A 12,126-nucleotide genomic window follows, 5' to 3' on the forward strand; every position below is an offset into this window, starting at 1 on the left:
CTTCGCCAGAGTGTATGCGCAGCACGGGCGCGAGGGCGGTCATCGCGTCACAATCGGCTCGTCGCTTTTGCCCGATTGGGTACCGGCCGGGTCTTCGACATCCGAACCGCCCCGCGCGTGGGCATGCCGCATGGTCGCCGTGACGGCCAGCGCACCGATGAGCGCGACGGCGCACGCCGTCCACAAGGCGGCATGCAGTCCGGCGACGAACTCGGCCGGCGAACCCCCCTGCAGCACAGAGCGACCCGGGAAGAACGCGCCGAGCGCGGCAACGCCGAGCGCGATCCCCGATTGCCGGAACACATCGTTGATGCCCGTGGCGAGACCCGCATCGTCGTGGCGGCTCTCGGCCAGCACCACACCGCTCATCACCGGGTTGAAGACGCCGGCACCGACACAGGCGAGCACGAAGCCGCCGACCATGTCCCATCCCGAACCGGACCGGCCTGCGACGGTCATCCAGGCGAGGCCGCCGGCCACCGCCACCAGCCCCCCTGCCAGCAGCGACCACGGCGCCACCCGCCCGACGAGACGGTCGGTGAGCCCCGCGACGACGAACATCGCCATGGTGCCCGGCAGATAGACCAGACCCGCCTCGATGGCGCTCATCCCGACGACACCCTGGAGGTAGATGGTGACGTAGACGAATACCGCGAACATCGACGCCGAGATGGCGAACGTGGCCACCTGCGCACCCGAGAACGCGGCATTGGCGAACATCTTCAGCGGCAACATCGGCTGCGCCACAAGACTTTCGATGACCACAAAGACGGCCAGCGCAACCGCCGCGACGCTCAGCGCCGCGATGGTGACCCGGTCGCCCCAGCCGCGGGTGTTCGCCTCGATCAGCCCATAGGTCAGTGCCGCGAGTCCCACCATCACGGCGAGCCCGCCCATCCGATCGCCGCGTCGCGGTGTCGCACTCCGCGACTCGTCGACCCACCGGGCGCCGACGATCATCGCCAGTCCGACCGGTACGTTCAACAGGAAGATGGCACGCCAGTCGAGCAGTTCGGTGAGCAGACCACCGAGCAGCGGACCGATCGCAAACGACGCGCCGATTGTCGCGCCGTACGCGGCCAGCGATCGGCTGCGCTGCGCCGCTTCGACAAAGGCGTGCGCCAGCAGGGCCAGCGAGGTGGCGAACAGCAGCGCCGCGCCCAGTCCCTGCACGATGCGCGCGAGATTGAGGGTCACCGCGTCAGTAGCGAGTGCGCACAGAGCCGAGGCTGCGGTGAACACGACCGCCCCGATCAGAAAGACCCGGCGACGCCCGATCCGGTCGGCCCAGGCGCCCGCCGACAACACGGCGGCGGCCAGCGCCAGGGTGTAGCCGTCGATGATCCACTTGAGCGCGGTGAAGTCGGCGCCGAGATCGCGGGCGATCGATGGTAGCGCCGTGTTCACCACGGCGATGTCGAGCATGAGCATCGCGGTGGCGGCACACGCCACCGCGAGGGTGACCCATTGGGTACGGGTGAATCGTCGAGTGCTCTCGGCAGGCATGGGTGAGGTCTTTCGTCGGGGCCGGTCGGTCGGCCCACCCTCACCTCATGCGCTTGGAAGCCCCTTGCCTGCCGCTTGGCCCGGCGGAGAGGTTGCCCGATGGTCCGGTCGGCGACTCATCCGGCAACCTGTCCCGCCGCCAGGGCAGAGCCGGTCCCGGCGGAGATGTTCAGTCCCGGTCGAGATAGAAGTACAGGTGCCGGCCGTCCACGACGCCACCCTTGCCGTTCATGATGCCCATCACGGTGTTCGCGTCGACCTTCTTGAAGTGGTCGATGACGGGCTGACCGTCATAAACCATCGACGCGGTCACCTCGCCGCGGAACTCGATCATCCAGAGACTGGCCTCGCCCTTGCCGAGTTCGGTGTTGGAGTACAGCTCGCCGTCGGCGTTGCGGCAGACCAGTGGCTGTACGTCGGAGTCCGAGACGAAGGTCTTGCCGTACCAGCCCACCTTGGGCAGCATCCCGTTGATCCGATGGCCGGTGGTGAACTCACCCCCGCGCCAGCGCCCCAGCATCTCCTCTGGCCGCAGGGTCGGCAGTGCCGCCCAGATGACGTCGAGTTCGGCGTCATCGACGGTTGCGTCGCAAGCGCGCAGTTCGGCGAAGCGGGCGCGCGCCTCGTCGAACCTCGACTGCGCCGGTGAGGACAGTGTGTCGGACATGCAGGGCCCCTTCCGGCCTCGGGAACGAGGGTGTAACACTCGTCACCCCCGTCCAGCCATCGTATATGTTGGCCGATGCGGTGGGCGCGGCGGTCACCACGGCCCGCCCGATCGGATCAGCCCCTCGCACGCGGCCGCGAGCGAGCGCCGGTCGCCCGTGGGCAACTGGGGTCGGTGCAGGCCGACGTGGACGGCCACGTGCCGGCTGCGCAGCACCCGCCGGAGGGTGTCACCGGGGCCGTCGTCGCCGATGAAACCCGGTTGGGCAGTGCGGATTCCACGCGCAGTGAACCCGATCGAGATCGGCAGGATCGGCACCCCCGCGTCGAGTGCGGACTGGAAGAACGCCGGCCGGAAGCCGCCTTGGGCACGCCCGCACCAGGTGGTGCCCTCCGGGAAGACCGCGACCGATGCGCCTCGATCGAGCCCGGCGACGGTCTGCTCGATCACCGATGGCAGGGTGCGCAACGACGCGCGGTCGATGCCGATCACCCCCAATCTCCGTGCCAGCAGCGAGATCCCGGGCATCGTCGTGACGTCGGATTTGGCGACGAAGTGGGCCGGTTGCACCACCGCGATCGCCAGGATGTCCAAATATGAGATGTGGTTGGCCACGATGAGTCCGCCTGCCGGCGATCCACTGGGGCGCCGGTCGTCGATGTCGACCCGGATTCCCAACGCCCGCAGAAGCTCTCGCGCTACGCGACGCAGATAAACCCGACGCATCGAGCGCGGCGAGCAGATGATGAACAGGCCGGCGATCCCGGCCATCGCCACCACCGCGAGCAGATGGGCGATCCGCAGACCCAGCACTACCCGCCCCACCTGCGGGCCGGAGTGCTCCAGACAGTGTGCCGCGCACGGACTCGTCGGATACCAGGCGTGCGGCCGGGCAACTGCGGGCCGCGGTGGTGCGGTTGCGGGTACGACAAGCGGTTCGGCCTGCGGTTCGGCGACGCCGACCGCGGCGCTCACGACGTACCACCCAGACGCCCGATCGTGTCCCGGAAACGATCGAGATAGCGGGTGTTGGCGCCGTGCCGGTCGAGAACGGTGAGGAAGTCTCCGACGTCGAACGCCGGATCGATGGCCGGGGCGCCGCACACCTGCGCACCCAGTCTCAGATAGGCCCGCATCAGCGGCGGCAACCGCAGCCGCTCGGGTGGCTCGATGTTCTCGAGCAGCAGGCCGCCGATGCGCGGCGCAACGTGCGGGTATGCCCGCCACGGTGCGCGGTGACGTTCCTGCAACACAGCCCAGGCGCCACGTAGTGCACTCCCCCGGGTCAGACCGTCGATTCCGGGCCCGCCCAACGGCATCGACACCGAGCCGATGAGGTAGCGGTATCCCGACTCCTCGAGGTACCCGAACACCGCCGCCCACAGCAGCGCGGTGATCGATCCGTCGCGATGCCCGGCGGCCACGCAGGCCCGTCCCATCTCGACGGTCGCCGCGGCGATGCCGTCGAGTTCGGTCAGGTCGAATTCGGTGGCGCTGTACCAGCCGCCGGCGGCGATGGCCCGCGGTGGCGGCAGCAGGCGGGCACAACCGACGATGCCGTGTTCGTCATGGTGGGCGACGAGGTGTTCGCAATGGTCGTCGAAATGGTCTGCGTCTCGCTGTGACCGCGGGTCACCGATCGTGTCGGAGAACCCGGGCTCGGCCGCGAAGAGGTCGAATCGGAACTCCTGGACGGCCACCGCGTCGGCTGGGTCGTCGGTCAGCACGATCGTCAGCGGCCCGGCATGGATCAGCGTGCGACCCGACAACCGGGGCCGCGACCGATCGGGGCGGTACGGGATCGGAGTTGTCATGCCCCGAATGAAAGCCAGACCCGGCATCGCGAAGGCGACGGTGGGCCGTCGTGTCGGTGCTGGGTCGGTGAACACGTGCCGCACGACCCACCGACGACCGATCGCCGGAGAAACGCAGACGCCCCCGGCCATGAGGGCCGGGGGCGTCTGGGAAGCGGGTGACTACTTGCGCTTGTTGACCTCTTCGGTCAGCTGTGGGGCGACGTTGAACAGGTCGCCGACCACACCGAAGTCGGAGATCTCGAAGATCGGCGCCTCTTCGTCCTTGTTGACGGCGACGATGGTCTTCGAGGTCTGCATGCCGGCGCGGTGCTGGATGGCACCGGAGATGCCGAGCGCCACGTACAGCTGCGGCGACACCGTCTTACCGGTCTGGCCGACCTGGAACTGGCCGGGGTAGTACCCGGAGTCGACGGCGGCGCGCGAGGCACCGACCGCGGCACCGAGCGAGTCGGCGAGGTCTTCGACGACCGAGAACTTGTCGGCGCTGCCCACACCGCGGCCACCGGAGACCACGATCGAGGCCTCGGTGAGCTCGGGGCGGTCGCCGCCGACGTTCGGCTCGACCTTGGTGATCTTCACCGCGTTCTCCGCCTGCTCGGGAACCTCGACGTCGACGCGCTCACCGGCACCGGCCTGCGGAGCCGCCTCGACGCCGCCCGGGCGCACCGAGAACACCGGTACGTCACCCTTGGCCTGGGCTTCGACGGTGAAGGCGCCACCGAAGATCGAGTGCACCCCGACGCCGCCCTCCTTGACCTCGATGACGTCGGCGAGGACGCCCGAGCCCAGACGCACCGCAAGGCGTCCGGCGATCTCCTTGCCGTCGGCGGAGGCGGCGACCAGGATGCCGGCCGGCGATGCCGATTCGGCGATCGACGCGAGCACGTCGACCTTCGGGCTGATCAGATAGCTTGCCGCAGCCTCGGACTCGGCGACGTAGATCTTCTCGGCGCCGGCCTGCGTCAGTCCGTCGATGATGCCGTCGGCCTTGCCGGGCGCGCCGACCACGACAGCCGACGGGGCGCCCAGCACGCGGGCGGCGGTGATGAGTTCGCCGGTCACCTTCTTCAGGGCGCCCTCGGCGTCCTGCTCGACCAGAACGAGTACTTCTGCCATTTCGATTACTCCTGGATGTTCTTGGGGCCCTGCGGAATTCGCACTTGGTGCACTGATGCACCGGCGCGTGGTCCCGCGGGCAGGGTCATGTCGGCCTGGGTTACCTAGATGATCTTCTGCGCGACCAGGTACTCGGCAACCTTCACGCCGCCATCGCCCTCGTCGGTGACCCGCTCGCCCGCCGACTTCGGCGGCTTCGGGGTGGAGCTGGTGACCTGCGTGCCGGCGTTGGCCAGCCCGACCTCGTCGGGCTCCACGTCGATCTCGGCCAGCCCGACGACCTGAACTTCCTTCTTCTTCGCAGCCATGATGCCCTTGAAGGACGGGAAGCGCGGCTCGTTGATCTTCTCGTTCACGCTGACGATCGCCGGCAGCTCCGCGGTGATGTGGTAGATACCGTCATCGGTCTCGCGCTCACCGGTGAGGGTCTCGCCCTCCAGCGTCAGCTTGCGCAGATGCGTCAGGTGCGGGAGCTCGAGGTATTCGGCGATCATCGCCGGGATCGCGCCGACCCGGCCGTCGGTGGCCTCGTTACCGGCGATGACCAGTTCCACGCCCTCGACGGTGCCCAGCGCGCGGGCCAGCACATACGCGGTCTGCACCGCGTCGGAGCCGTGCAGCGCATCGTCCTTGACGTGAATGGCCTTGTCGGCACCCATCGACAGCGCCTTGCGGATCGCCTCGGTGGCCCGCTCGGGACCGGCGGTCAGCAGGGTCACCTCGCCGCCGTTGGCCTCCTTGATCTGCAGAGCTTCCTCGACCGCACGCTCGTTGATCTCGTCGAGGACGGCGTCGGCGGCCTCGCGATCAAGGGTGTAGTCGTCGTCGGAGAGCTTGCGCTCGGACCAGGTGTCCGGGACCTGCTTGATGAGAACGACAATGTTTGTCATGGGTCTTCGTCGACCTCCTGCGTCGGGTTCGGCAACTTACCGGCGGGTAAGGCCATCGGTCTCACCCACTTTAGCCCGTCCTATTATCGGGCAGAACATCGACTACCTCACAAAATGGACGGTGGACTATTGTCGTGCGGATGACCGACGTACCCCGGAGCGCCACCCCCGGCGCGCCGCAGGCCCTTTCACCCGATGAGCAACTCGCACTCACCGGCGAGCGGACGGTCCCGGGGATCGCGGCAGAGAACTACTGGTTTCGCCGTCACGAGATCGCCTACGCACACATCCTCCGCCGATGCTCGGGCCGGCGCGTCCTGGAGGCCGGGTCCGGCGAGGGATACGGCGCGGCGATGCTCACCGATGCGGGCGCCGAGGTGCTCTGCGTCGACTACGACGAATCGGCGGTCGTGCACACCCGCCGCCGTTACCCGCAGGTCGAGATCGTGCAGGGCAACCTCATCGCACTCCCGGTCCCCGACGCGTCGGTCGATGTGGTCGTCAACTTCCAGGTGATCGAGCATCTGTGGGATCAGCCTTCCTTCATCGCCGAATGCGCGCGCGTACTGCGGCCCGGCGGCGAGCTGCTGATCTCGACACCCAACCGGATCACCTTCTCCCCCGGCCGCGACACCCCGCTCAATCCCTTCCATACCCGTGAACTCGACGCACGCGAACTCGCCGAGTTGCTCACCGACGGCGGCTTCGCCGTCTCCGCGATGCTCGGGGTGTACCACGGCGCAGGGCTGGCGCGACTCGATCGCAAGTGGGGTGGGTCGCTCATCGACGCACAGATCCAGCGCGCGCTGGCGGGCCGGCCCTGGCCCGAGGACCTCGTCGACGATGTCGCCGGGATCGAGGTCGGCGACTTCGACGTCCGCGGGGCCGGTACCACCGACATCGATTCCTCTCTGGACCTGCTTGCGATCGCGGTGCGGCCCTGACCGTGAGCCATCCCGACTCCCCGGTACCCGGACAGTTCGTCCTGGTCCTGCATTCCCATCTGCCGTGGCTGGCCAACCACGGGCGCTGGCCGGTCGGCGAGGAATGGCTCTATCAGTCGTGGGCGGCCTCGTATCTGCCCGTGTTCGCGATGCTGCGCCGCCTCGCCGACGACGGCTACTCCGACATGCTGAGCCTGGGCATCACCCCGGTCCTGGCGGCACAACTCGACGACCCGCATTGCGCAGCGTCGATGTACGAGTGGCTCGCCGACTGGCAATTGCGCGCCACCGAGGCGGCGGTCGCGACCGATACGCAACGCCGCGAGCTGGGTGCCCGCGAATATCGCAGTGCGAGTGCGGCACTCGCCGATTTCGAAAGTCACTGGCGCCACGGCGCCGCCCCCATGCTGCGTCGAGTGGCCGCCAGCGGGGTGGCCGAGATCCTCGGTGGGCCGCTGGCCCACCCGTTCGCCCCGCTGCTCGATCCGCGGCTGCGCCGGTTCTCCCTCGCCGAGGGCCTGGCCGATGCCGCGCTGCGCTGCGGTACCCGGCCGCGCGGTATCTGGGCGCCGGAGTGCGCTTTCGCGCCCGGTATGGAAGCCGAATACGCCGCCGCCGGCGTCGGACACTTCATGGTCGACGGGCCGACGCTGCACGGCGACACCGCATTGGCACGGCCGGTCGGCGATACCGATGTGCTCGCCTTCGGCCGGGATCTGTCGGTCAGCTATCGGGTGTGGTCACCGAAGTCGGGGTATCCGGGTCACCCGGCATACCGCGACTTTCATACCTACGATCACGCCACCGGCCTCAAACCCGCCCGCGTGACCGGGAAAACCGTTGCAGCGAAGGATAAGAAGCCCTACGACCCGCAGCGCGCCGATCCGGTGATCGACCGTCATGTCGACGACTTCATCGGCCACGTCCGCCACCGGCTCGTCGAGGAGTCCGCACGCATCGGCCGGCCCGCGCTGGTCGTCGCGGCCTTCGATACCGAATTGTTCGGTCACTGGTGGCACGAGGGCCCGATCTGGTTGGAGCGGCTGTTGCGCAGGCTCCCCGAGGCCGGTGTGCGGGTGGGCACCCTCGCCTCGGCCGCCGCGAACGGCCATACCGGTGCGGCCGTGGGCCTTCCGCCGTCGTCGTGGGGATCAGGCAAGGACTGGCGGGTGTGGGAAGGGCCGCAGGTGTCGCATCTGGTGCAACTCAATGCCGAGGTGTCGGCGACTGCGCTCGACGCCGTCGACAAGCTCGTCGACCCGCGCGGCGGTCGTAGTCGGGTGGCCGACCAGATCGTCCGCGAGACCCTGTTGACGGTCTCGTCGGACTGGCCGTTCATGGTGTCCAAGGACACCGCCGCCGACTACGCGGTGCGGCGCGCACACACGCACGCCCACGCCACCCGCGAACTCGTCGACGCCGCCTTGCGCAGTCACGTCGGGCAGGCAGAACAGTTGCGCCGCAACTGGTCTCGCGCCGACAACCTCTTCGCCGACCTGGACGCACGCCGGCTGCACACCACCGAAGCCCTCTCGACCCGACGACGGAGCCACTGATGCGGGTGCTGATGGTGTCCTGGGAGTATCCGCCGGTGGTGGTCGGCGGACTGGGCCGACACGTCCATCACCTGTCCACCGCGCTCGCGGCGGCGGGTCATGATGTCGTGGTGCTCACCCGGCGGCCGCCGGGCACCGATGCGGTGTCGCATCCGACCACCGACCGCGTCGCCGAGGGAGTTCGGGTGATCGCCGTCGCCGAGGATCCTCCGGAATTCGCCTTCGGTACCGACATGATGGCGTGGACGCTGGCGATGGGGCACGGATTCATCCGCGCCGGGTTGACCATCCTTGCCGGCGAACGCGGTTCGCGCGCCACCAGCTGGGCACCGGAGGTGGTGCACGCACATGACTGGATCGTGGCCCACCCGGCGATCGCCCTCGCCGAGATCTTCGACGTCCCATTGGTATCGACCATCCACGCCACCGAGGCCGGCCGACACAGCGGCTGGGTGAGCGGGCGCATCAACCGGGAGGTCCATTCGGTCGAATGGTGGCTGGCCGCGGACTCCGATGCACTGATCACATGCTCGGAATCCATGCGCGACGAGGTGAGCAGGCTCTTCGGCCCCCGGCCCGCCGACATCTCGGTCATCCACAACGGCATCGATATCCGGGCATGGCCGTTCGCGCCGCGCCCCGAGCCCACGGGCCCGCCGAAACTCTTGTTCGCCGGCCGCCTCGAATACGAGAAGGGCCTACAGGATCTCCTCGCCGCGCTGCCCCGGATTCGGCGCACGCATCCCGGCACGACACTGATCGTCGCCGGCGCAGGCACACAGCTCGCCTGGCTGACCGAGCAGGCGCGCCGGCACCGGGTGAGCGGGGCGGTCACCTTTCTCGGCACCGTGGATCATCACGGGCTCGTCGACCTGATGCACCGCTGCGCGGCGATCGTACTGCCGAGCCGCTACGAGCCCTTCGGCATCGTCGCCCTGGAGGCCGCGGCCACCGGCATCCCGCTGATCACCTCGACGGCCGGCGGTCTCGGCGAGGCGGTACGGGACCAGGCGACCGGACTGAGTTTCGCACCGGCGGACGTGGCCGGGCTGGCCGCTGCGGTACGCACCACCTTGTCCGACCCCACCGCCGCCGCCGACCGCGCGCGGCACGCCCGGGATCGGCTGTCGGAGGACTTCGCGTGGTCAGAGGTGGCCGACCGGACCGCGGCCGTCTATGCCGCCGCCAAACGCCGCGTCCGCCCGCCACTGGCCCGACCGGTCATCGCCGAACGCCCACTGCCCGAGCGCGATCCGGGTACGGCCGACTAGCAGACCACTCGAGACTCCTACGTTCTTCCCCCACTTATCGTTTCGCTCCCCAGAAGCTTCCGGAGGACGAATCGAAAAGTGGGGGGACGAAGCATTCGTCCCCCACTTTCAGCAAGTTGCGGGCCGGAGAGAATCGGCGTGCGCATAAGGGTTGGTGACGCGGTCCCGGTGAACCATCATGGCGCCGACATGCCTGGAGCCGAGCATGCCGCGAAGGAGAGCACCGGATGCCATCGATCACCGCACAACCGCGTCACCCAGCCGCCGCATGAGCGTGACCCTCACCGATCGAGAACGGGCCGCGATCGACGGTCTCGCGCAGTTCCCTCTGCTCGCCGCCATCAACGGCCGTCGCTCACGCCGGTTCCCGGTGGGCGGTGCAATCCCCTCCGGAGCCTTGTCGTTCTCCAGTTCACAAGCGCCCCAACCACTCAGCGAGGTCGAGCGGGCGCTCGTGCTGGCCACGGTCACCGGTGTCACCGGCTGGAACTTCGGCATCAGCCATCACCCGGGCTACGCGCCCGCGCTGCCCAACTACTCGGGGTCCGCGGTGGGCCGGACGTTCCCGTCGGCCGCCGGCTTCCACACCACCGACTTCTTCTTCACCGACGATTCGGGCACCTATTTCCTCTCCAGCCGCGACGCACAGCCCGCCGGCGAGGTCGACGACGGCCGGACCGACGTCGAAACATGGCTCGAGGCAACAGTTTCCCGCTACCGCAAACTATCGGACGAGCGGATATATCTGCCTCGCGAGGAACCGTACCTGGAGGGCCACAACACCTGGATCGCCAACCACCCCGGTTCGCTGCTGGTGATGCCGATCGCCGATCTCGCCCAGCACTTCATCGCCAACCTCGCGTTCTTCCTGCAGAACGGATATGGCGTCTACGACGACATCAACAACCGCGACATCCCCGGCGGCGACGACGCATCCCTACGGCACGCCGGAGATCGGTTTCCGCTGTCGTTCGTGGAGCAGTACACGCTCGCCGAGGCCAGCGCGGAACTGATCACCGCGCCCTACAACGGCCATCTGCTGCTCGGCGCGCTCGGGCTGGGCGGCTGGACCTTCGACGGCATCGATCGACTGTCCATCCTCGGCGCGTCGGGCGACCCGGACGTACCGGGACTCGGTTTCCATGTGCAGACCGACGACCGCTGGCCGCTGCCCAATCCCACCGGACTGGCGGGCGTCTTCGAAACCCTGTCGCGTCCCCACGTCGCCGACGGCGCCGAGGCCGTCGCGCAGTTCGTGGCGCGAAAGTTCGGGCCGGGCGGGCCATTTCACCCCGACACCGCGGGACCATGGCGCGAGACCGCGGCCGTGCGCGGCTGCGCCGCACCGTATGACGAGCGGTTCGTCCGGCTGCTCACCGAGCAGGTGTCCTACGTCGACGACACCTTCGGCAAGATTCCCGGAACCGTGCCGACGGTGCACGTCCTCAACTATCTACAGGCCCAGCACATCGACACCGACTTCTACGATCATCACTTCGACCCGGGCGCCTATCTGGCCACCCACCGCGATCACCAGCAGGTCTGGCACTCCTGAGCGGCAGGCCCAGGTGTGATGTCCGGCTACGACGCCGGCCCCTCGGCTTGCGCCTTCTTCCGTTCGATGTCGGCGAGGGCACGTTCGAGCTCGGCACGCTGCGCGGCGTTCGCCTCCCAGGCGTCCTTGCGGTTCTTCACCACGCGCGCCGGGGCACCGACCGCGATCGAATAGTCCGGTATCTCCCCGCGCACCACCGCATGCGAGCCGAGCACGCAACCACGCCCGACGATGGTGTTGCGCAGCACCGACACCTTGGTGGCCATCCAGGTGTCGGGGCCGATACGCACCGGGCCCTTGACGATGCCCTGATCTTTGATCGGCAGGTTGATGTCGTCCATCCGGTGATCGAAGTCGCAGATGTAGCACCAGTCCGCGATGAGCGTCGACCCACCGATCTCCAGATCAAGGTAGGAGTTGACGACGTTGTTGCAGCCGAACACCGTCTTGTCGCCGATGCGCAGGCTGCCCTCGTGGCAGCGGATCGAGTTGCCGTCCCCGATGTGCACCCACCGGCCGATCTCCATCCGGCTCATCTCCGGCGTGGCGTGGATCTCCACGTTGCGGCCCAGGAACACCATGCCGCGCAGCACGATGTGCGGGTTGGCGAGACGGAATCGGGCCAGCCGCACATACCGCACCAGATACCACGGCGTATAGGCGCGGTTGCGCAACACCCACCGCAGCGAGTCGAGGGTCAGGAACCGTACCTGTGCGGGATCTGTCCGCCGTCCGGCCCGCCACCGCGACCGGTAGCTTGCGTTCCACATCGTGGTCACCACGACACGATAGAACATCGGCCGG

General features: G+C 68.4%; 11 protein-coding genes. 4 read left to right on the plus strand and 7 right to left on the minus strand.

All coding sequences use genetic code 11. The features are described 5' to 3' along the window. Positions 1-39 precede the first annotated feature (39 nt). From ACPXB3_RS08315 to ACPXB3_RS08340, 6 genes are all read right to left on the minus strand, one after another. Positions 40-1,506 carry an MFS transporter gene (locus ACPXB3_RS08315; RefSeq protein ID WP_425727333.1) on the minus strand — a complete coding sequence of 489 codons (1,467 nt, stop codon included), beginning with the start codon at positions 1,504-1,506 and terminating at the stop codon, positions 40-42. 169 nt (positions 1,507-1,675) lie between these two features. After that, positions 1,676-2,173: a DUF4334 domain-containing protein gene (locus ACPXB3_RS08320; RefSeq protein ID WP_425727334.1), complete on the minus strand. Its 498-nt coding sequence runs from the start codon at positions 2,171-2,173 to the stop codon at positions 1,676-1,678. Positions 2,174-2,266: 93 nt separating this feature from the next. Then, complete coding sequence (locus ACPXB3_RS08325; protein ID WP_425703821.1) at positions 2,267-3,148, minus strand: lysophospholipid acyltransferase family protein; 882 nt, start codon at positions 3,146-3,148, stop codon at positions 2,267-2,269. Further along, a complete protein-coding gene (locus ACPXB3_RS08330; protein WP_425727335.1) occupies positions 3,145-4,062 on the minus strand; it encodes a GNAT family N-acetyltransferase in 918 nt (305 codons plus the stop codon). The genes ACPXB3_RS08325 and ACPXB3_RS08330 overlap by 4 nt, the downstream gene beginning before the upstream one ends. Positions 4,063-4,149: 87 nt before the next feature. After that, on the minus strand, positions 4,150-5,106 hold the full coding sequence (locus tag ACPXB3_RS08335; RefSeq protein WP_425703825.1) for an electron transfer flavoprotein subunit alpha/FixB family protein: 957 nt from the start codon (positions 5,104-5,106) through the stop codon (positions 4,150-4,152). Between the two features lie 104 nt (positions 5,107-5,210). Then, entirely contained in the window at positions 5,211-5,996 is a 786-nt protein-coding gene (locus tag ACPXB3_RS08340; protein ID WP_425703827.1) for an electron transfer flavoprotein subunit beta/FixA family protein, read from the minus strand. A 140-nt stretch (positions 5,997-6,136) separates the two neighbouring features. Here ACPXB3_RS08340 and ACPXB3_RS08345 point away from each other — a divergent pair, with 140 nt between their 5' ends. From ACPXB3_RS08345 to ACPXB3_RS08360, 4 genes are all read left to right on the plus strand, one after another. Beyond that, a complete protein-coding gene (locus tag ACPXB3_RS08345; protein WP_425727336.1) occupies positions 6,137-6,940 on the plus strand; it encodes a class I SAM-dependent methyltransferase in 804 nt (267 codons plus the stop codon). A gap of 2 nt (positions 6,941-6,942) precedes the next feature. After that, a complete protein-coding gene (locus ACPXB3_RS08350) occupies positions 6,943-8,496 on the plus strand; it encodes a 1,4-alpha-glucan branching protein domain-containing protein (RefSeq protein WP_425727337.1) in 1,554 nt (517 codons plus the stop codon). Next, a complete protein-coding gene (locus ACPXB3_RS08355) occupies positions 8,496-9,767 on the plus strand; it encodes a glycosyltransferase family 4 protein (RefSeq protein WP_425727338.1) in 1,272 nt (423 codons plus the stop codon). The genes ACPXB3_RS08350 and ACPXB3_RS08355 overlap by 1 nt, the downstream gene beginning before the upstream one ends. Before the next feature lie 268 nt (positions 9,768-10,035). After that, on the plus strand, positions 10,036-11,322 hold the full coding sequence (locus tag ACPXB3_RS08360) for a hypothetical protein (protein ID WP_425703835.1): 1,287 nt from the start codon (positions 10,036-10,038) through the stop codon (positions 11,320-11,322). A 26-nt stretch (positions 11,323-11,348) separates the two neighbouring features. Here ACPXB3_RS08360 and ACPXB3_RS08365 read toward each other — a convergent pair whose 3' ends face one another. Then, a complete protein-coding gene (locus tag ACPXB3_RS08365) occupies positions 11,349-12,101 on the minus strand; it encodes an acyltransferase (protein WP_425727339.1) in 753 nt (250 codons plus the stop codon). Positions 12,102-12,126 lie beyond the last annotated feature (25 nt).

It is taken from the genome of Gordonia sp. DT219, assembly GCF_049847065.1.
In the GTDB taxonomy this organism is placed as follows: Bacteria; Actinomycetota; Actinomycetes; order Mycobacteriales; family Mycobacteriaceae; genus Gordonia.